The sequence below is a fragment of the Pseudoalteromonas rubra genome (assembly GCF_005887115.1).
Lineage (GTDB): Bacteria > Pseudomonadota > Gammaproteobacteria > Enterobacterales > Alteromonadaceae > Pseudoalteromonas > Pseudoalteromonas rubra_F.
On sequence record NZ_PNCJ01000044.1, the window covers coordinates 1 to 19,744 of the forward strand.

General features: G+C 49.7%; 17 protein-coding genes. 11 read left to right on the forward strand and 6 right to left on the reverse strand.

The window, feature by feature from the left end; translation table 11 throughout:
• Window positions 1-48: 48 nt before the first annotated feature.
• Window positions 49-522, reverse strand: a complete 474-nt coding sequence (gene rsd, locus CWB98_RS20735) for a sigma D regulator (RefSeq protein WP_138546565.1) — start codon at window positions 520-522, stop codon at window positions 49-51.
• A gap of 643 nt (window positions 523-1,165) precedes the next feature.
• On the opposite strand from rsd, the gene hemE reads away from it, so the two are divergent.
• Window positions 1,166-2,233 carry a uroporphyrinogen decarboxylase gene (gene hemE / locus CWB98_RS20740; protein WP_046006930.1) on the forward strand — a complete coding sequence of 356 codons (1,068 nt, stop codon included), beginning with the start codon at window positions 1,166-1,168 and terminating at the stop codon, window positions 2,231-2,233.
• 76 nt (window positions 2,234-2,309) lie between these two features.
• Here hemE and speE read toward each other — a convergent pair whose 3' ends face one another.
• Complete coding sequence (speE, locus tag CWB98_RS20745; RefSeq protein ID WP_138546566.1) at window positions 2,310-3,176, reverse strand: polyamine aminopropyltransferase; 867 nt, start codon at window positions 3,174-3,176, stop codon at window positions 2,310-2,312.
• Window positions 3,177-3,418: 242 nt separating this feature from the next.
• On the opposite strand from speE, the gene speA reads away from it, so the two are divergent.
• The 5 genes from speA (at window position 3,419) to CWB98_RS20770 (ending at window position 9,454) form a co-directional block, all read left to right on the forward strand.
• Window positions 3,419-5,299, forward strand: coding sequence for a biosynthetic arginine decarboxylase (speA, locus tag CWB98_RS20750; protein ID WP_138546567.1), 1,881 nt, complete (start codon window positions 3,419-3,421; stop codon window positions 5,297-5,299).
• A 154-nt stretch (window positions 5,300-5,453) separates the two neighbouring features.
• Window positions 5,454-6,365: an acyltransferase gene (locus tag CWB98_RS20755; protein ID WP_138546568.1), complete on the forward strand. Its 912-nt coding sequence runs from the start codon at window positions 5,454-5,456 to the stop codon at window positions 6,363-6,365.
• Window positions 6,366-6,403: 38 nt separating this feature from the next.
• Window positions 6,404-7,324, forward strand: a complete 921-nt coding sequence (locus CWB98_RS20760) for an acetyltransferase (RefSeq protein WP_138546569.1) — start codon at window positions 6,404-6,406, stop codon at window positions 7,322-7,324.
• Window positions 7,321-8,526, forward strand: coding sequence for a mechanosensitive ion channel family protein (locus tag CWB98_RS20765; RefSeq protein WP_138546570.1), 1,206 nt, complete (start codon window positions 7,321-7,323; stop codon window positions 8,524-8,526). Before CWB98_RS20760 ends, CWB98_RS20765 begins: the two co-directional genes overlap by 4 nt.
• Before the next feature lie 109 nt (window positions 8,527-8,635).
• Window positions 8,636-9,454, forward strand: coding sequence for a substrate-binding periplasmic protein (locus CWB98_RS20770; RefSeq protein WP_138546571.1), 819 nt, complete (start codon window positions 8,636-8,638; stop codon window positions 9,452-9,454).
• Here the strand turns inward: CWB98_RS20770 and CWB98_RS20775 are convergent.
• A complete protein-coding gene (locus CWB98_RS20775) occupies window positions 9,451-12,036 on the reverse strand; it encodes a serine hydrolase (RefSeq protein WP_138546572.1) in 2,586 nt (861 codons plus the stop codon). The two genes, CWB98_RS20770 and CWB98_RS20775, sit on opposite strands and share 4 nt — an antisense overlap.
• A gap of 194 nt (window positions 12,037-12,230) precedes the next feature.
• On the opposite strand from CWB98_RS20775, the gene CWB98_RS20780 reads away from it, so the two are divergent.
• Entirely contained in the window at window positions 12,231-12,737 is a 507-nt protein-coding gene (locus CWB98_RS20780; protein WP_054017628.1) for a DUF6653 family protein, read from the forward strand.
• Here CWB98_RS20780 and CWB98_RS20785 read toward each other — a convergent pair.
• Together CWB98_RS20785 and CWB98_RS20790 are read right to left on the reverse strand one after the other, a co-directional pair.
• Window positions 12,722-13,069, reverse strand: coding sequence for a rhodanese-like domain-containing protein (locus CWB98_RS20785; RefSeq protein WP_138546573.1), 348 nt, complete (start codon window positions 13,067-13,069; stop codon window positions 12,722-12,724). The genes CWB98_RS20780 and CWB98_RS20785 overlap by 16 nt on opposite strands.
• A gap of 3 nt (window positions 13,070-13,072) precedes the next feature.
• Window positions 13,073-13,261 carry a YgaP family membrane protein gene (locus CWB98_RS20790; protein ID WP_138546574.1) on the reverse strand — a complete coding sequence of 63 codons (189 nt, stop codon included), beginning with the start codon at window positions 13,259-13,261 and terminating at the stop codon, window positions 13,073-13,075.
• Between the two features lie 115 nt (window positions 13,262-13,376).
• On the opposite strand from CWB98_RS20790, the gene CWB98_RS20795 reads away from it, so the two are divergent.
• The 3 genes from CWB98_RS20795 to CWB98_RS20805 are packed head-to-tail and all read left to right on the forward strand — an operon-like array spanning window position 13,377 to window position 18,101.
• The gene (locus tag CWB98_RS20795) at window positions 13,377-13,685 is read left to right on the forward strand and encodes an ArsR/SmtB family transcription factor (protein WP_138546575.1); all 309 of its coding nucleotides are present in this window, start codon (window positions 13,377-13,379) and stop codon (window positions 13,683-13,685) included.
• Complete coding sequence (locus tag CWB98_RS20800; protein ID WP_138546576.1) at window positions 13,682-17,008, forward strand: efflux RND transporter permease subunit; 3,327 nt, start codon at window positions 13,682-13,684, stop codon at window positions 17,006-17,008. Before CWB98_RS20795 ends, CWB98_RS20800 begins: the two co-directional genes overlap by 4 nt.
• Window positions 17,001-18,101, forward strand: coding sequence for an efflux RND transporter periplasmic adaptor subunit (locus CWB98_RS20805; protein ID WP_138546577.1), 1,101 nt, complete (start codon window positions 17,001-17,003; stop codon window positions 18,099-18,101). The genes CWB98_RS20800 and CWB98_RS20805 overlap by 8 nt, the downstream gene beginning before the upstream one ends.
• Here the strand turns inward: CWB98_RS20805 and CWB98_RS20810 are convergent.
• The gene (locus CWB98_RS20810; protein ID WP_138546578.1) at window positions 18,064-18,741 is read right to left on the reverse strand and encodes a nitroreductase family protein; all 678 of its coding nucleotides are present in this window, start codon (window positions 18,739-18,741) and stop codon (window positions 18,064-18,066) included. The genes CWB98_RS20805 and CWB98_RS20810 overlap by 38 nt on opposite strands.
• A 252-nt stretch (window positions 18,742-18,993) precedes the next feature.
• Between CWB98_RS20810 and CWB98_RS20815 the strand changes: the two genes are divergently transcribed.
• Window positions 18,994-19,656: a fumarylacetoacetate hydrolase family protein gene (locus CWB98_RS20815; RefSeq protein WP_138546579.1), complete on the forward strand. Its 663-nt coding sequence runs from the start codon at window positions 18,994-18,996 to the stop codon at window positions 19,654-19,656.
• Window positions 19,657-19,744 lie beyond the last annotated feature (88 nt).

The following is a 19,744-nucleotide window of genomic DNA, read 5'->3' on the forward strand; positions in this document are numbered from 1 at the left end:
TCCTTTTTTATTGTCTGTTTTGCTACTTTAAAGTGTCACTCTGTGTGATCAATCTTCGCTGTGGTTAGCGTACAGGTTATCAATCAGCTCATCTTCGAGTGCAAAGCGCAGTTCCAGGGCTTCACCCAGCTCAGAGAGATCTTTATCAAAGTCTGACATCAGATTGTCTGGCTGCATTTCTGCATACTTGTCGTTGAAGTCCAGTGCCAGATCGGTGGTATCCGTGATCCTGGGATACAGCGACTGCGCCAGCTTCAGGCTTTGCGGGCCTTTCTCTTTGCAGGCTGCGACCAGGTTATCATAAATTTCGAAGTGCCCGGCCGACAGGTAATCCATCAGGATCTGACAAAACGTTTGGATCTGTAGCTGATCAGGCAGGGCATGGTCATCCTGTTCGAAAGGTGACAATCCTGCGACTTTGCAATACAGCAGCAAAAGCTCCTGCCGTTCAGCTAACCAGTTGTCGATAACGCTATGGCTACCTCCCCACCTTTGTTGGGCTTGTTCTAAGCGTGACAGCATAGTTATCTCCTTAGCGGGTCATTATCTGCCCGTGGCTTGCCAAAAACATCGGCACAGATTGACCCAAAGTGGGGTCAAAACTTGATAGTAAAAAACCGAACACCGGTTATGCCGAAATTGTTTATCTGACCTCTATAAAAAGGAAAACTGATGCAAAGGTCAACCTCTTTTTTTGTCAAGTGAGTAAATAACGGGGTGTGTTTCCGAAGTAGGGGCTGGAATAACTCTTGTTTACGGGCTGCTCGGTTTTACGTGGTCGTTCCGGACGATAAGGTGTTTAAAATTAGTTAAACAAAAAAGCCGCTCCAGGGGGTATTCCTGAGCGGCCATCAATGCAGTTTAGCAATAGAGCTTTATTATTATTGGTTTTAAAGGTGTTTTTATTCTTCTTAGCGCAGCAAATTTATAGCAAGCTTTTACCCTTGTTGCAAACAGTTTAATCGTGTGTTTTTAATCTGGTTTGTAATGCATTGAAGTAAAAGGGGTTTAATTTTACACAGTTTGTGTAAGAAATAGCCATGGTGACATAAAGCGCTTAATCCAGATCATGGTGACAGGAATTTGCATGCTGTTTCAATAGTGACGTATTGAAGTTAATGATACAATCTGAGCAATTTTTACAGCATTGGAATGAAATTACGCTATGAGCGAGTTGAAAAATGATCGTTACCTGCGCGCGTTGATGAAACAACCCGTAGATGTTACGCCCGTTTGGATGATGCGTCAGGCTGGCCGCTATCTTCCTGAGTACCGAGCGACCCGAGCGCAAGCCGGAGACTTTATGAGTCTGTGTAAAAACGCAGAACTGGCCTGTGAAGTAACCTTGCAGCCGTTGCGTCGTTACCCGCTTGATGCGGCGATCTTATTCAGCGACATCCTGACCATCCCGGATGCGATGGGACTGGGCCTGTATTTTGAAACCGGTGAAGGTCCTAAATTTGAGCGCCCAATCAGCTCGCTGAGCGATGTACAAAAACTACCTAAGCTGGATCCAACCGATGAGCTGGGTTATGTAATGAATGCGGTAAGCACCATTCGCCGTGAATTGAAAGGCGAAGTGCCGCTGATCGGCTTCTCTGGTTCACCCTGGACGCTGGCGACTTATATGATTGAAGGTGGCAGCAGCAAGACCTTTGGTAAGATCAAGAAGATGGCGTTTGCTGAGCCCAAGACTTTACACCTGCTACTCGATAAAGTTGCAGATTCTGTTATTGATTACCTCAATGCTCAGGTCAAAGCTGGTGCCCAGTCGCTGATGATCTTTGACTCATGGGGTGGCGTGCTAAGCCCACGCGACTACAAAGAATTCTCGCTACAATACATGCATAAGATCGTAGATGGTCTGATCCGTGAAAACGATGGTCGCAAAGTACCGGTCACTTTGTTCACCAAAAATGGTGGCCAGTGGATTGAAGCCATTGCGGCAACGGGCTGTGATGCGGTTGGTCTGGACTGGACAATCGACATCGCCGATGCAAGACGCCGCGTGGGTGACAAAGTCGCACTGCAAGGCAATATGGACCCGTCTATGTTGCACGGTACACCAGAGCGTATTCGTGAAGAAGTACAGCATATCCTGTCTGGCTATGGTCAGGGATCAGGACATGTGTTCAATCTGGGTCATGGTATTACTCCAGATGTGGACCCTGAGAATGCAGGCGTGTTTATTAACGCCGTACATGAATTCAGCCGTCAGTACCATCAGGAATAACTGACAGGCAAAAAACAAAAAACCCGGCTGATGCCGGGTTATTTGTATCAGGGTTAAATCACCCTGTGTGCAGGTATTAGTCCTTGCTCTCAAAGGCTCGGCGCATAAACCCTGGGGTTGCCAGCGCACCTTTGTGTATTCCGGTATTGTAGTACTCGGTGTCAAAGCCAGCTTGTTCGGCATCCTGTTCGCGGAAGCCGTTAAACATCTCGCCTTTACGTGCCAGCGTTGCTGACCACAGACCACTTGGGTAAATAGGTTGTGGGAATGGCAGGGTTTGCAGATCAACAAAGCCGACATCCAGCATGGCCTGGCGCATTTCTTTTAGCAAGGTCATGTGCATCAATGGAGATTCGCTCTGTTGAACCAGAATGCCGCCCGGGCGCAGTGCCTTCAGACAGCTGGTGTAAAATGCATGGTTAAACAGACCTTCGCCAGGTCCGACCGGATCGGTACCATCGACAATAACCACATCGACTGATTCTGGCGCCGCGTTGTGCATATATTTGATACCGTCATCAAACATCACGGTGGCACGTGGGTCATCGTTAGAGGCACACAGCTCAGGGAAATACTTTAATGACATTTGCGTAACGACTTCGTCAATGTCGATTTGGGTTACGGTTTCTACGTCCGGGTGCTTGAGTACTTCACGCAATGTTCCGCAGTCACCACCACCGATGATCACCACATTCTTGGGTGCCGGATGAGAAAATAAAGCCGGGTGGCTCATCATCTCATGATAGAAAAAGTTTTCCCGGGTGCTGACCATAGTGCAGCCGTCAATGATCATCAGATTACCAAAATCTGTGGTCTCGTACATTTCAACATTCTGAAATGGCGACTGGATTTCGTCCAGTTTACGGTTGACGCGCAATGAGAACGCGCTGCCATCACGGTCGCTGATCTCAGTAAACCAGCGGTTTGCTTCTAAATTTGACATTGTTGCCTTCATGCAGATGTAATTTTTCAGAGATTTTGCCAGCGCTTTCGCCCCAGCTCAATCTATTTTAGCGCATAAACGACGACTCGGTTAGGAACAAAGCAAGGTGAGAAAGTTGCTCGGCCAGCAAAGTTCGCCAAAATGACGGGCCTGTTTTGTTGCTTGGTCTGGCAAAAGATTGTCACATCTTGGCCTTAAGTATTAAAATATGCAGTCTGTAAAGCTAGTTAATAGAGATTGCCATGACCTGGGGTTTGCAAACCGCACGTGCTACTTATAACGTCACTCACTGGAGTGAAGGATATTTTGACATCAATGAGCAGGGGGAGCTGGTTGCCTATCCCGATGGCGATCGCGCAAAACCGGCTATTTCACTGGTTGAGTTAACCGAGCGCTTCAAGGAGCAAGGCCTGACTTTGCCCGTGCTGGTACGATTTACCGATATTCTCAATAGCCGCGTCGAGACCATGACACAGGCTTTTTCACAGGCAACTGCAGCCAAATCTTATCAGGGGCAATACACTTGTGTTTATCCTATCAAGGTGAATCAGCAACGCTCCGTAGTCAGTAAGTTACTGGCACATCCGAGCGGCCTGGTTGGTCTTGAAGCCGGGTCTAAACCCGAACTCATGGCGATACTGGGCATTGCCAAAGATCCTATCACCATTGTTTGCAATGGTTACAAAGACAGCGAGTTCCTGCGCCTGGCAATGATCGGCCAGGCGATGGGCCATAAAGTGCAGATCGTGATTGAAAAGCTCTCTGAGCTGGATACTTTGCTCAAGGAGATCTCAACTCTCGGTATTGAGCCGGCCATTGGCATTCGTATTCGTCTCAATTCCATTGGTAAAGGAAAATGGCAGAACACAGGCGGAGAAAAAGGGAAGTTTGGTCTGACGGCCAGTCAGGTACTCAGTGCGGTGGACAAGCTCAAAGCGCAAGGCAAACTGCACTTAATGCAACTGGTGCACTTTCATATTGGCTCTCAGATAGCCAATATCCGCGATATTCAGCGCGCACTACGTGAGTGTGCCCGCCATTATGCCGAGCTGTCTCAGCTGGGTGTGCCATTAAAAACAGTCGATGTGGGTGGCGGTCTGGGTGTGGACTACGAAGGGTCCGGGTCTCGCAGTGCCTGCTCAATGAATTATACCGTGGCTGAATATGCCCGCAATGTTGTGGGTGCTTTTGCTGAAGTGGCGGAGCAGCACGGGCTGCGTCATCCGGATATCATTACCGAATCCGGCCGGGCACTGACGGCACACCATGCAGTGCTAATCACCGACGTGATTGACGTGGAAAAAGCGCCTTATCAGACCATCCCGAGTATGCCGGCCCAATCTGCACATCATATCCAGCAGGAGCTGTGGTTATCATTGCAAAGGCTGACTCCCAGACTGGCCATAGAAACATACCATGATGCCATGCACCTGTTTGGTGATGGTCATGATCAATATGTTCATGGCCTGATTGGCATGCAGCAATGGGCACAAATTGAGCAGCTGTATTTCACTATCTTACAAAGAGTCAAAGAATGCCTGAATATTCATTCGCGCTCACACCGCGAAGTGCTGGACGAGCTCAATGAAAAGCTGGCGGATAAGCTGTTTGTGAACTTCTCGTTGTTCCAGTCCTTACCGGATGTCTGGGGGATCCAACAGTTATTTCCTGTGATGCCTATTGCAGCGCTGGATCAACCACTCACACAACGTGCGGTGATCCAGGATATAACCTGTGATTCAGACGGCCAGATCCGGGAGTACGTAGAAGGGGCGGGGATTGAATCCAGCTTGCCTATTCCGCCTTATCAGCCGGGTGAGCAGTACCATATTGCAATGTTTATGGTGGGGGCATATCAGGAAATCCTCGGCGATTTGCACAACCTGTTTGGCGATACCGATTCGGTTCATGTGGAACTCACTCAGTCAGGCTACGAGCTGAGCAATGCCATCAAAGGCGACAGCGTTGAAGATGTACTGAGGTTTGTACACTATGACAAAGCTGCACTGGCAGAGAATTTTACCACACAAATCTCTGCTCTGGCGGTTGATGAGGCAACTAAAGCCGACTATCTGGCGCAGCTACATGCCGGGCTCAGTGGCTATACCTATTTTGAAGACTAAGTTCCCGTCCATTCGTAAGTAAGTACCGGCTGCCCCACGAACCTTGGCAGCCGAGGCCCCGGTATGATGTAATAGGGCCAGCTTGTTTGTCTAAATGTATGGTCTGAGTGTGCAGTCACTCACACCATCGTCAGTGGTAGTAAAGGAACATTGCATGTCGTTAATCCGTCAGGTGCTGGGGTTACTGTTATACGCTATTAATACATTGGTCTGGTTTATTCCTATTTTTTTATTAGGGGTGATCAAACTCTTACCAATTGCGCCTGTGCAAAAAGTCGCCAGCCGCATTGCCAAAGGGTGTGCCAGCTTGTGGGTTGCAGGTAATAATCTCAACCAATCGGTTGTTTCGCCATTTCAACTCAATGTGTCGATGCCTGAAACGGTGAAAGCGAAAGACTGGTATCTGGTCATCGCTAACCATCAAAGCTGGGTAGACATACTGATCTTGCAGCGGGTGTTACACCGTAAAATTCCCTTTCTGAACTTTTTTCTGAAAAAAGAATTGCTTTACGTGCCTGTACTTGGGCTTGCCTGGTGGGCACTTGATTTTCCGTTTATGAAACGGACCAGTAAAAGTCAGCTGAAGAAAAACCCTAAGCTGCGTGGTAAAGACGTTGAAACTACACGTAAGGCATGCGAAAAATTTAAAACCATGCCGGTGAGTATCGTCAACTTCGTCGAAGGGACGCGTTTTACTGAGCAAAAGCATCAGCGTCAGAATAGCCCTTTTAAGCATCTGCTCAAACCAAAAGCGGGTGGTATCGCATTTGTGATGCAGGCAATGGGAGAGCAGATCAATCAGGTGGTGAATGTGACCATTCATTATCCTGGTGGTATTCCCAGTTTTATGGACTTTGTTGCCGGGCGCGTTGACGAGGTTAGCGTGCAGATTGAGTTGATGCCAGTCAGTCAGGATTTGATTGGCGACTACAGTAATGACAATGAATTCAGGGTACGCTTTCAAAGCGAGCTAAACCGTCTGTGGGGGCTAAAAGATCAGCAGCTCGAGACGTTGGCAGCGGATCACAGCCGGGCTGTCGTGTCTGCCGAACAGCATGAAAAGTAGCAACAGTCCTGAGTTGTTGTTTAGGTGAAGGAGGTGGTATGTTGAAAAGGTTTTTACCAGCCTGGCTAGCTGGATCGCTGGCTACTGTGATACTGCTGGCTAACACCCTGTTGTGGGGCGTTGTCGTATTTGCATTGGGTTTGGTAAAGTGTATTTTGCCACTGCGCAGTGTGTCAGACATACTGCACTGGGCATATAAAGGCTGGTGCCGGGGCAATCGCCTGGGGCTTCAGCTTGGTTGTGCTGAGGTCGTGCTGGACTTGCCTGAGCAAATGAGTGAGCAGGCCTGGTATATGCTGGTGGCCAATCATATCAGCTGGTTAGACATTGTGGTGCTTAGCGCACTAGACCGATTACCTGCACCTAAATTTTTCCTGAAAGATGAACTCAAATATGTGCCGCTGATTGGTACTGGTGCGTGGGCGCTGGGTATGCCCTTTATGAAGCGTGCAAGCAAGGCGAAAATCGCTAAAAATCCTAAGCTCAAAGGGATGGATGTCGAGCGCACGAGGCACAGTTGTCGTCATTTTCGACAGCACCCTACGACGGTGATTAATTTTGTTGAAGGGACTCGTTTTACCGCACAAAAGCACCTGCGTCAGGGGGGAGAGTTTCACAATTTGCTCAAACCTAAAGCGGGTGGCGTGGCTTTCGCGCTAGAAGTATTGGCACAGCAACTCGACGGCATGCTTGATGCTACGGTGATTTATCAGAGCCCGGATCAGCATATCTGCCGCAGCTTTATGTGTGGCAAATTGCAGCGCATCGATGTGCGTATCCGACTATTATCAATGGCCAGTGTGCCACTGGGCAACTACCAGACAGACAAGCAATACCGGGTGGCATTTCAGGCTTACCTGAATCAGCTGTGGCTCGACAAAGATGCGCAACTGACTGCTTATTGGGAGCAACAACAGGGGCGGGGCACGGTGTGTGTCGATGAGGTGAAGCAAGCATGAAGGTAACACACCTCAGTGAAGTGCTGGCTCCCTGGGTCGGCTCAACCTCTTATTCGGGTTTGCTAATATTGGGTACCAATGTGCTTGCGCTGGTGATCTTGCTGTTGGTCTTTTGGTTGATCCGTCAGTGGCTACTGCCACGTATTCAGCACTTTTTAAGTGAGTACTCCACGTCTAAAATCGGTTTTCTTGCCCCTTATCTGAGTAAATTCAGCGGCCGTTTCTCGTTGGTGATGTGTACGCTGATGTTTATCGCGTTCAAAGAAGCGCTGTTTATTGCGCCGCTGTGGTTATTTAACGTGCTGGGCGTGGTCTCTCAGGTTTTGCTGGTGATCAGTATAGGCTTCTTGCTGAGCAGTTTGGTTAATATAGTGAACGCGATTTATAACCAGCAGCCATTTGCCAAAAGTGTCCCTATTCAGAGCTTAGTGCAGGTCAGCAAACTGCTGATCTTTATTGTCTGTGCCATTTTAGTGATCAGCCTGGCGATAGATAAGTCGCCAACCTATATCTTGTCCGGGTTTGGTGCCATCGCTGCCGTGACCTTATTGGTGTTTAAGGATACCATTTTGGGATTAGTGGCCAGTATTCAGATTGCAGCCAACCGCCTGCTGGCAACCGGAGACTGGATCCAGGTTGATGCATTTGGTGCCGACGGTGAGGTAATCGAAGTCGGTCTCAATACCGTGCGCGTGCGCAACTGGGATAACACAGTAACCACCATTCCGACCTATAAAATCATTTCTGACTCATTTAAAAACTGGCGGGCCATGCAGGAGTCCAACGGACGCCGGATAAAGCGAGCGATCTATATTGATTTTGATTCTATCCACTTACTGAGTCCGGATGAGCTGAGCGCGCTAAGCCAAGCGTTGCCTGAGGTGGCAGAGATTGTGCAAAAGAGTACAGAGCAGCACTGGAGTAATGTGTCTTTGTTTCGTCGCTATGCCGAAGCTTATCTGAAAGCGCATCCACAAGTGAATCCGGAGTGTTTGTGTATGGTGCGAGAGTTGGCACCCACGCAGTATGGTTTGCCTGTAGAGTTATACTGCTTTAGTCAGGATAAACGCTGGGTACCATATGAGCATTTGCAAGCCGACTTGCTTGATCATGTACTTACGGTGATGCCCTATTTTTCGTTGCGACCCTACCAGGTTATCTCAAGTCATCAAAACGAAATAAATCACAAAAAACCAGAGTAAGCCACGAAACCTTGTGTTATCTTAACGATTAAGATTTTATCTTTTTATGACATATTTGTGACATGGAGACGAGTTAGGTTGCTGAGTTGCCCAAGAGGTAGGTAGTGCAATGAAGTTTTTTTTAGCAATCATGCTGGTATTGAGCTTGTATTCAACAAAACAAGCCTTTGCAGACCATGAACAAATTCTGGTCGCGGTTGATCACGCACCGCCTTACAGCGCATTAGATGAAAAGGGGAATGCTAAAGGTCTGATCCTCGACATTCTCAATTACATCAAACACCACAGTGATGAAGACATTACAGTCAAGGCTGTGCCCTGTCCTTTCTCTCGTTGTATTCGTATGCTGGCGCAGGGAGAGGTTGATGTCATGGGCGGCCTGGTCAGAACACCTGCTCGTGAGAGCCAGATGTCGTTTGTGACACCGCCTTATATGGCACTGTCTTCCTCTTATGTTTTTTATGGGCATCAGCATAGTCAGGTTAAAGTTGAGCGCTACGAAGATCTGATTGGAAAACGGATAGCGATAATGCGCGGGGCTGCTTTCTTCCCGCGTTTTGATAAAGACACGCGGCTTGATAAAGTTGAGGTACCGTCTGAGCGGGTAGCCATTGATTTGGTGCTTAAAGGGCGGGTTGATCTGGTAATCGCCGTGGAAGATACAGCCGACTTGGCAATGAATGTCCTGGCTCAGCCAGCCCATCAACTGAGAAAGATGGTATATCGTCATACTCAGGTGATTTATGGCCACATGGCAATGAGCCGTGAATTTGCACAAAGCCATGTTGGTCGTGAATTCAGTAATCACATGCGTCAGATGGCGGAAAACAAAATCCTTGATAAGCTGGTCGCACCGTATCAGTTACCTGCTATCCCGCCTCAGCTTCTATCGGAAGAGACGGGGCGTATGCACTCTAATACATTCTAAGGTATGGGTTTGGTGCGCACGGCGAAGCTGTTACTAAATTGCAGAACCAGTTGCTCTATATCGTCGTAAGCCTGTGCGCTGGTGTTGTTGCCTGAATCTCCATTGGTGAGCAATACAAAACCACTTTGGTGACGTAAATCACCATAGATCTGAGTAAGCACGCCCGGATCATCGCCACTATGATAGATTTTATCGCCATCGATTCCCCAGAAATACCCTCGCTCAACCGTGATACTTGGGACAGGTGTTTGCGGGCTGAGCATCGCGTTAACCGCGTTGGCAGACAGGCTCTGTTGGCCATTGAATTGACCTTGTTGCATCGCAGCTATCAGAAAGTTCCCCAGGTCATGTGCAGTAGAAATTGCGCTTCCTTCACTGTAGGTGATATTGCCATAAGCAGGTAAAGGGACCAACTGTTGACTTTCCGGGTGGTGAATATAGCGCTGCACTACAGCATCGCGAGGGGCTGCAATAGCCCATTCACTGCGTGCCATAGCCAGCGGCGTAAAGACAAAATGCTGGGTTAATTCAGGCAGTGTTTTGCCACTGGCAAGTTCAGTGACATAGCCGGCCAGGGCAGAGCCTATGTTCGTGTAGATAGCGGCTTGATTGTTCGTCAGACCCAAGCGACTGACAAAATTTTGCGTATGGTAGTTGCTGCCTGATTGTGTCAGATAGGCTGAGAAAAACCTTTCAAGATCAATGTCAACTGGCTCAGCACAAACGGGGTTTTGGCTGACTCGATTATATAAGCTGCCTCCGTCCTCTCGAATATAATAGTTACAACGATATACGTCCTCAAAGTCCATGATACCACTGGTGTGGGTGATCAGCTGACGTAAGGTGATGGCCTGAGCAAGAGGGGTCGGAAAATCGATAGAGAAATTCAGATAGTGCACAATGGGGATATCGAGGTCCACTTGCTGCTGTTCAACGGCATGCGCTAAGGTGGCCCCCAATAGCGTTTTACTGACAGAACCCAGGTAAAAACGGCTGTGTGCATCAACCGCTGTGCCCTGAGTATCTGCCTGACCAAATCCTTTTTTGTAGACTGACTGACCATGATGAATAATATTGACGGCGACCGCCGGTATATTTCCCTGTTGCTGCAATGCGGTTATCTGACGTTCAAACTCATCGACGGACAAGGATGCTGTGGTGTTTTTGCCGAGCAAATTTAACGCCAGGTCGTAGCTTTCAAAGCGGTCACTTTCCAGCGCATGCATGGAAAAGGCAGGCACGGAAATATCTGGTTGGATCCCTTTCTGTTCATATAACATGCCCTGAGCATCCCGGTAAACTTCATTGGAAAGTGAGATTTCCCATCCATTGGGTAAGGTGAAAAAGCGCATATCCGACAACGCTCCCGAAGTTTCTTCTCCGAGTAACGTGATGTGTGGCAGGTGCATCATGGCCATTGCAAAAACTTCACCGGCGCTGATTGTCAGCTGACTGGTGAGCAAGTAAACGGGTTGGGTATAGGCTTCGGGGTGTGTATTCAGAGACTGACTGAGTAATACGCCCTGGCCTGCGCGGTTAAGTGCTTGCTTGTTAAATGCCAAACGGTTAGATGAGTTGAAACGAGAGGCAATAGCCAGAGCAATGGCATCGTCGCCACCTATGTTGTTGCGAATGTCGAGGATCAGTCCATCGGTATCGGCCAACTCGGTCACAATGCTGTCGATCAGCTCGGTGGCAGCGTCGAGGTGTTCAGTCTCATCAGCGTCCGGGTCACTGCTGTATTGTGACAGGTTGTTGATCACCAGTACGCCAACATTGTCCTTGGTCCTGCCCCAGAGTAAGGTTTTCTCCTGCCGCTCTGCAGGAAAACTGCCCATGCTGTCAGCGAGTAGGTATTGCTGGCTGACGTTCAATGAGTCCAAAACCAGCTCAGAGAAGACCTGTTCATCGCTGAGTTGCATGTTATAGCGCAGATAATGGCTGGCGGTACCGCGGGCTGCGCGCAAAATAGGCGCGTCTTTCATCACAAAATACGGATGTCCCGGCGTTCTGGCAACCGAGACATGGCCATCGGCAAGGGGGTCAATCATTTGCGTCAGCACATCAAACAGGGCGTCATCAGACATCTCGTCCTGGATCTGAGGACGATAACGGGTGTATTGTGCCTGCCAGTCCATATCGCGCAGTGCAAAAAAGGCATAATAATCGTTAAATGCGTGCCAGAAGTACTCAAAAACCTGTACCGGACTGGCATCCGCACTGACGGATAACGGTGACTGGCAAACCTCGGGGAGTGATGTCTGACTATCATAGATATGCGGGTAGACTTCGCCTGCATAGGTCAGTTGTAGTTGTTCTTTGTTGCGTAACTGTGCCTGGGCTACCTCAAACTCATCACTGAGTGGCAGTGGATGCTGCGCGACTTTGATGCAAGCATAGGTATTAAACTCATAGCGGCTTAGGCTCTGTGCCGTGATATCGAGCACTTCACCGTAGGCGGTTTTTTGCCAGACTCCCGGGTGCTTTTGTACTGTGCCACGGTGATCTTTGGTGTCGCCGCAGCCACTGAGCAGCGCAGCGATAAGCAACCCTGTGGTGAGAAGAGAAAAGCCCTTTAACATGATTGTCTCCTTATCTGAATAACCCGAATGCGTTGTTATGGTGCGCTCAGTGTAAGGTCAGGAGGGAACTTGCGCTGTTAGTGAGTTGCGCCAAAAGGTCAGAAAATGTACTCGGTCGTTGACATTTTTAAACAGAGGGTAACGCCGACTCTGGCTACACTGGCTGGTAAGTAAACTGATCTTATGAGGTCGATATGATGCAACGAACTGCTGCCAAGTATTTTGCTATGAGCGAAGAAGTATGGGCACGCCACACCAATCCCTGGAGTGTCTGGAGTCGCTATTCCTGTTTGCCTTTGATGATTGCCTGTCTGTGGTGGCGTGACTGGCTTGGCGTTGCTTTTTGGCCTGTACTTGTGGTGCTGCTGCTCTGGGTCTGGCTGAACCCCAGATGCTTCAGTAAACCCAGAGATACGCACAACTGGGCATCGCAAGCTGTATTGGGTGAGCAGATCCTTATCTATCAGCTCGAGCGCGTGCCTTTAGTGCATTATCAGGTGATCAAAGTGATTATGGTGCTGCTGACCTTGTGCACACTGGTGTGTGCCGTGGGCTTGTGGTTTCATGAAGCCATCAGCACCTGTGTTGGGGCTTTGGGTGTGATCCTGAGCAAAACCTGGTTTCTTGACCGCATGGTCTGGCTTTATCAAAGTGTCACCCGCTCAGACGCTGATATCGCGGCCCGTCAGGAAAAAACCTGACATACTTCATCGGCTTTGCAAGTGATCACACTGACATTCTGGTACCCAATGCGGGTGAGCTGTTCGGCGGCAAACACAGCCCGGCCGCCAGCAGCACAGTGCAGATACAGCGGCTTGCCGGGGTCCTTTTCCAGCGTTGGTAATTGGAATTCCAGCACGCCTCGGGGAATATTTAGCGCACCTGATGCGGCTTTTTCCTGATGTTCCTGAGGTTCTCGCACGTCAATCAGCAGTCCTTGATTGGCCGCCATTTCTGCTTTGGCCTGCTCGGCTGTGATACAGCGCTGGTTGGGCCGAACGGTTTTTAATATGTCCTGCGGGGATGTCAGCATAGGTTAATTCTCCATTCCAAGTTTTTTAAGCAATGTCATCATAGGGCACCAGCCAGTAAAGGCGGATTGGATCAGGTTCAATGCAATAAACACACTAAACCACACCCAGCGTGGATCTACAAACCAGGTCAGTAAAAACGACAGGATAAGCATACTGCCTGCGACCAGTCTGATAGTGGCCTCGAGTCTCATATTCTTTACCTCCTGCATTCAAGTATATTGCAAGATTTAATATTAGCAAGATCTAATATTAGTAACTTCTAATATTTTGTTTTATACTGATCCCAGACTCATTGTGGGAGGAAGTATGGATCTACACGCTATGGCCGACAGCGCTGCACAGGCTGAGGCTTTACTTAAAATGCTCGCCAATCGGAATCGCTTGATGATTTTATGCAGTTTGCAAAGTGCAGAGCTCAGTGTGGGTGAGTTAAATGCCCAGGTCCCGCTGGCTCAGTCAGCTTTGTCTCAGCATCTGGCTGCGATGAGAAAAGCCGGCGTCGTGACATCTCGGCGAGAAGGGGCGACTGTCTATTATCGCATTGCGGATGACAAAGTCCTTGCGTTGCTGGCACAGCTTTACCAGCTGTTTTGTGCAGATAAGGATCTCTCATGAGCACAAAGGCTAGTTTGACGGAGCGTATACTGAACCAAAGTTTGTCTGGTCGCCTGCCCGCCCTGGTATTCTTCTTTGCCATAGTACTGGGGGCTCTGGCGCTGCAATTTATGCCGCGAGAGGAAGAGCCTCAGATTGTCGTGCCCATGCTTGATATTCACGTGACGGCGCCCAACATTGCGGCACCTGAAGTCGTGCGCCTGGTGACCACGCCGCTGGAGAAGTTGCTATTGCAAATCCCAGGAGTAGAGCATGTCTACTCCACGACTAACAGTGGTAATACGGTTGTGACATTACGATTTCATGTCGGAGAAAGCCGAGAGCAGGCGATCCTGAATACCTATACAAAACTCTATGCTAATGAGCATCAGATGGCCGCCGTCGTCAGTGACTGGCAGATCCGGCCGATAGAGGTTGACGATGTACCGATTGTGATGTTGGGCTTGTACAGCGAAAAACCCGATCAATACGATGATTATGACTTAACTCGTTTTGCACAGGAAATATCAACGCAGCTACAGCAGCTGCCTGATACCAGCGAAGTCAAAGTGGTCGCTGGGCGGCAACGGACGTTAAACGTATGGCTGGATGCAACAGCATTAGCAGCCCACCAGAGTACGCCTGTGGATGTGTTACAAGCCATTCAGAGCAGCAATCAGCTACAACAAGTCGGTAAGCGTGTTGCAGGAAATAAGCAGATTGTCCTGGAAGCCGGCGATGTACTGCGCACCTCTGACGCCCTGCGTGAATTAGTGATCACAGTGGTGAACGGACGCGCTGTTAAACTGAAAGATGTAGCCCGCATTGAGGATGGCCCGGGTGAGCCAGAGCATTATCAGTGGCTTGCGCTCAATGATGAACAGCAGTCATTACCCCTTGTCACCATTAGTGTGGCAAAGCAAAAGGGCAGTAATGCGGTAGCGGTAGCAGAGCAAGTTCACCGACTGATGCGCCGTTTACAGACCCAGCTGCTGCCACCAGAGGTAGCGGTCAAGGTACTGCGCGACTATGGGCAGACAGCGGATGAGAAGGTAAATGACCTGATGGCCAGTCTGGTTTTTGCGGTGCTGACTGTGGTGATCTTTGTCGGCGTTTTTCTCGGCTGGCGGCCTGCGATTGTGGTGGGTCTGGCGATCCCTGTGTGTTATGGGATCACCCTGGCACTGGACTGGGCATTTGGTTACACCATTAATCGGGTGACACTGTTTGCGCTGATCCTTTCTCTGGGTTTACTGGTGGATGATCCTATCACGGGTATCGATAACATCAGCCGCCTTTTGGTGCCGGGAAAGTCACGCAAGCAGCAAATAGTGATAGCAATGACGGAGATCCGGACAGCCTTATTAATGTCGACGCTGACTATCATGATGGCATTTCTGCCACTGGCCTATATTACCGGCATGATGGGGCCGTATATGGCACCGATGGCGTTTAACGTGCCAGTGAGTGTCATGATATCAACAGGCGTGGCCTTTTTTATCACGCCCTGGCTCGCTAGCCGTCTGCTGACGACTAAGCCATCGGCTGTACCGAGCAAGGATAATCAGTGGTATGCAGCCTTACTTACGCCACTGTTACGTTCACCCCGCAGAGCCAAAGGAATGTTATGGGCAGTACTGACGTTATTTGTATTGAGTGCCAGTCTGCCGGTGTTTCGGGCTGTGCCCCTTAAGCTATTGCCTTATGACAACAAAAACGAAGTGCAGGTACTGATCGATTTACCGGAGGGGAGCAGCCTGGAAGCCACTGCACGCCTGACGCGTGTGGTGCAGCAACGAGTTTGGCAGATTAATGAAGTCAGCGCCATTGCAGCTTATGTGGGCCAGCCCTCGAGTATGGATTTCAATGGCATGGTACGCGGATACTACCGCCGCCATAGTGACAATCTGGCTGAGCTGAGGGTGTTATTGCTGGACAAAAGCGAACGCGTGCATCAGTCCCATGCTGTGGTACTGAGGCTGCGCGACGCATTGGCAGAGTTTAATCGTGATGGTACGGTAGTCAAAGTGGTTGAGGTGCCGCCGGGCCCGCCTGTGATGAGCACTCTGACAGCAGAAGTGTATGCTGAGCCTTTTATCTCTGCAGACACGCACCGTGAAGCGGCACTGCAACTGATGACACGTTTGCGTCAGGAAGCCCATGTTGTGGAAGTCGACACATCTTTATCGGCACCTTCTACACTGCAACGTTTTGTTGCAGACAAACAAAAAGCGGCACTGTCCGGTGTGAGCAGCGCTGAAATTAATCAAACGTTAGCACTGATCAGCAAAGGCATGCAGGCAGGGTTATTGTATCAGCCACGCGAGGCTCAACCTGTACCTATCAACTTACAGCTGGCTTATGCGGACCGTCAGCACTGGTCCGATTTACTTGCGACCCAAATTCGAGGCTCCGGTGAGGTGACCCAGGAGCAACAGGGCTTTGGTCTTAGTCGGGCGGCTCGGCCTATGGTGGCTTTATCAGAGGTAGGGGAAGTTCACACTCTGGCGGTTGAACCCGCGATTTACCGAAAAGACTTGGCACCAGTGATTTATGTTTTTGCTGAGCTCAATGGCCGTACACCAGCGGAAGTGATTGCTGATGTGGTAGCCGATGAGCAGCAAGCTGGTATGTCTATCAATAATGACACTCAGGCAACTCCCTGGCAGCAAAGAACATTTCTCAGTAATGGCGGCGCACTGCCATGGCAGTTGCCAGAGGGGACAAGTTATCGCTTCAGTGGGGAGGGAGAATGGCGGATCACTGTGCGAGTTTTCCGTGATATGGGGATTGCCTTTGCTTTTGCGCTCGTGGCTATCTTTGTGATCCTGCGTTGGCAGACCGCTTCTACTGCTGTGGCACTGATCATTATGTCAGCCATCCCATTGACCATGATAGGAATTATGCCGGGCTTCTGGGCACTGAATCAAATTGGTGAACGCACTATTGCGGGTGCGCCGGATCCTGTGTTGTTCACGGCCACTGCCATGATTGGCATGATTGCACTGGCCGGAATTGTGGTCAGAAACTCTCTGATCCTGGTGGAGTTTATCACTCAGGCAAGACAAGTTGGCATGCCACTACAGGCGGCGCTGATCCGCGCGGGCAGTGTACGCATGCGACCGGTATTACTGACCGCAGGGACGACCTTACTGGGTAATCTGGTGATTATTCTGGATCCGGTATTCAGTGGTCTGGCACTGGCAATCATGTTTGGCATCGTCGCATCGACCTTATTCTCTTTATTGGTTGTGCCTGTTGTTTATTATCTGGTGTTTAGCTCATCGGATGAGACCGCGGCCCCGACCTCGATTTCTGACAGTTTGGAGACTACTCATGTTTAAGATTCGTCTGTTGCGCCCGATTGCGGCCATACTGCTATTGTTACTCGCAGTAGCCTGGATGGCAGGACTGTTTAATAGCACCATACCGCCGGGAGAAAAACCGCTGACACCTGCGTCTCAGTTAACAGTTCATGTTGCTGAGCAGCGGCTGGTTCAGGATGTTGAGGAAATGCCGGGCAGTGTGATCGCAAAACACAATACGGTGGTTGCAAGTCGGGTACTGGCCCAGCTTAAGAGTTTGACCGTACGTTCCGGAGACACAATTCAGGCGGGGCAATTGATAGCCACTCTGGATGATGCAGATCTGCGTGCACAGCTGCGAGCGGTCAAGGCGCAGCAGCAGGCCAACCTGGCACAATTGACGCAGGCACAGAAACAGCTGGCGCGTGCCCAAACATTACAGCGCAAAGGTTTGGTTGCGCATAACCAGGTTGATGAGTGGCAAACTCAGGTCAATGAGCTGACAGCCAGAGAGTCGGTGCTGCTGCAGCAGTACAAAGGCGCAGAAGTGGCATTGAGTTATACTCAGGTCAAAGCACCAATCTCGGGTACGCTGGTGGCACGGTTGCAAGAACCCGGAGCCATGCTCAATCCCGGGTCACCGTTAGTCTCAATCTATAACCCGGCACAACTGCAGGTTGAAGTGTCGGTGAGGGAGCGCTTGCTCACGGAGCTGACCTTGGGCGCTCGTCACCAAATTAGTATTCCGGCTGCTGAGGCGACTCAGTACGCCACTATCAGTGAGCTGGTGCCTGTTGCGGATAGCGGGGCGAGAAGTTTTACGGTTAAGCTGGATATGCAATGGATGCAGGGGGTAATCCCGGGAATGTATGCAATGCTGAAACTTCCGGCAGCCCCGCGCCCGGCTGTGTTGATCCCCAAATCTTTAGTCCATCAATATGGGCAGCTTAGCAAAGTTGAGGTGCTACACAATGGGCTGGTTCAGAGCCGGTTTATTCGTCTGGGTAATGAGTATGGTAATGAGGTTGAAGTGGTCAGTGGTTTGCTCGCCGGTGAACACCTGGTCATGGGGTCACCGACGGCATTACCCGTGGCTACAGAAAAGTCGCAATCTCCTCAAGCGGCTTTTTAACCAGTGCATGCTCCGGCACGGAGGCATCTTCAGCAGGATATCCGGCAATTAACAGCATATATGGACGTTCATTTTCCTTATCCCGTTGACAGATTTCAGTCAGAAAGCTCATGGGTTTAGGGGTGTGTGTCAGTGTTGCCAGACCCGCATGGTGTAAGGCCTGGATCAGAAAGCCGGTGGCAATGCCAACGGACTCATGTACATAGTAGTTGGTATTTTTATCTTCCGTGTGGATACCGCCTTTTTTCTGGCTAAAGATAGCGATTAACCAGGGAGCGTGTTCCAGATAAGGCTTGTCTGCATCGGTCCCCAGCGGTTTTAGGGCATCGAGCCACTCTTCACCTGCACGACCCTCATAAAAAGCCTGCTCCTGTTGTTCAGCGGCGGCGCGGATCTGTTTCTTCACGTCCTGGCTGTGGATAGCAACAAAATGCCATGGCTGGTGGTTGGCGCCGCTGGGCGCTGAGCCTGCGGTTTTAATGCAGGCTTCAATAATCTCTTTGGGTACTGGTCGGTCGCTAAAACTGCGGATGGTATGACGACGCTTGGCTTCATCCAGAAATGCAGTCGCACGGCTGAGCATTTCATCCTGTGGATATTCAATAAAGTCGTTGAGGGGCACGTTCGCATGTTGTTTCATGATTTACCTTTCTCTTTTTTGTTTATAATTTGTTATATCCTGACTGCGTTTCCCTTGCAACCGACTGACATTAAGCGTGCTGCTGCAATGTAAAGCTGGCGATGGTCCGACGGCAATTTTACTTTACCTTTGCAGGCTAGAGTAAAAATGTGCCGGTTATTCCTATTGGTTATATTGAACATTAGCGACAAGCACTCTGCTACTGCGCTGGGATCCGCTAAAATAGCCGCTCAATTCTGAATGGAGGTCACTATGTATCAGCATGTATGGGAATCGGGTGAGTCGATTGCATTACCAGTTGGTAAAGCGGTGTGTGTGGGTCGTAACTATGTTGCACACGCCAAAGAACTCAATAACCCGATACCGGATAGCCCATTACTTTTTATCAAACCCGCGACGGCGCTCTGCCACTTTCAATCACCACTGAGGCTCAATAGCACACTGGGTGAGCATCACTACGAAGCTGAGTTGGTACTTCTGGTAGGCAGTCGGATAGACCACAATACAAGTGCACCATTAGAGCATATCAGTGGTATCGCCACGGGGCTGGATCTGACGTTAAGGGATTTACAGTCTGAGTTGAAGCAACAGGGACATCCCTGGGAATGTGCGAAAGCGTACGATAACAGCTGTAGCCTTACACCATTCAGACCGGTTGATGGATTGGGTGAGAGCAGCGTATTGCACTATGCATTTTGGCAAAATGGCCAGTTAAAGCAGCGCGGAGACAGCAGCTTGATGATTTTTAACCTGCATACCCTGTTAAAGGCCTGTGCCCGATATTTCACTTTGCTACCTGGTGACATCGTTATGACCGGTACGCCAAAAGGAGTAGGGGCTTTACAATCCGGGGATGAGCTGACTTTGAGCCTGCTCGATGGCCCTGCTTATTCTGCGACGGTGGACATTCGCTAAGCGGTTCGTTTATCTGGTTTGCAATGCTGCCAGTACAAAGTGTGCTACTGTTTGTGCCAATCTGTTGAACGTTATTAAGGACCAAATC

Coding starts and splice junctions, on each gene's coding strand:
- CWB98_RS20770 (WP_138546571.1), top strand. CDS start 8,636: ATGAAGTTTTTTTTAGCAATCATGCTGGTATTGAGCTTGTATTCAACA.
- hemE (WP_046006930.1), top strand. CDS start 1,166: ATGAGCGAGTTGAAAAATGATCGTTACCTGCGCGCGTTGATGAAACAA.
- CWB98_RS20755 (WP_138546568.1), top strand. CDS start 5,454: ATGTCGTTAATCCGTCAGGTGCTGGGGTTACTGTTATACGCTATTAAT.
- CWB98_RS20765 (WP_138546570.1), top strand. CDS start 7,321: ATGAAGGTAACACACCTCAGTGAAGTGCTGGCTCCCTGGGTCGGCTCA.
- CWB98_RS20790 (WP_138546574.1), bottom strand. CDS start 13,261: ATGAGACTCGAGGCCACTATCAGACTGGTCGCAGGCAGTATGCTTATC.
- CWB98_RS20795 (WP_138546575.1), top strand. CDS start 13,377: ATGGATCTACACGCTATGGCCGACAGCGCTGCACAGGCTGAGGCTTTA.
- CWB98_RS20775 (WP_138546572.1), bottom strand. CDS start 12,036: ATGTTAAAGGGCTTTTCTCTTCTCACCACAGGGTTGCTTATCGCTGCG.
- CWB98_RS20810 (WP_138546578.1), bottom strand. CDS start 18,741: ATGAAACAACATGCGAACGTGCCCCTCAACGACTTTATTGAATATCCA.
- CWB98_RS20800 (WP_138546576.1), top strand. CDS start 13,682: ATGAGCACAAAGGCTAGTTTGACGGAGCGTATACTGAACCAAAGTTTG.
- CWB98_RS20785 (WP_138546573.1), bottom strand. CDS start 13,069: ATGCTGACATCCCCGCAGGACATATTAAAAACCGTTCGGCCCAACCAG.
- CWB98_RS20780 (WP_054017628.1), top strand. CDS start 12,231: ATGATGCAACGAACTGCTGCCAAGTATTTTGCTATGAGCGAAGAAGTA.
- CWB98_RS20760 (WP_138546569.1), top strand. CDS start 6,404: ATGTTGAAAAGGTTTTTACCAGCCTGGCTAGCTGGATCGCTGGCTACT.
- CWB98_RS20815 (WP_138546579.1), top strand. CDS start 18,994: ATGTATCAGCATGTATGGGAATCGGGTGAGTCGATTGCATTACCAGTT.
- speA (WP_138546567.1), top strand. CDS start 3,419: ATGACCTGGGGTTTGCAAACCGCACGTGCTACTTATAACGTCACTCAC.
- rsd (WP_138546565.1), bottom strand. CDS start 522: ATGCTGTCACGCTTAGAACAAGCCCAACAAAGGTGGGGAGGTAGCCAT.
- speE (WP_138546566.1), bottom strand. CDS start 3,176: ATGTCAAATTTAGAAGCAAACCGCTGGTTTACTGAGATCAGCGACCGT.
- CWB98_RS20805 (WP_138546577.1), top strand. CDS start 17,001: ATGTTTAAGATTCGTCTGTTGCGCCCGATTGCGGCCATACTGCTATTG.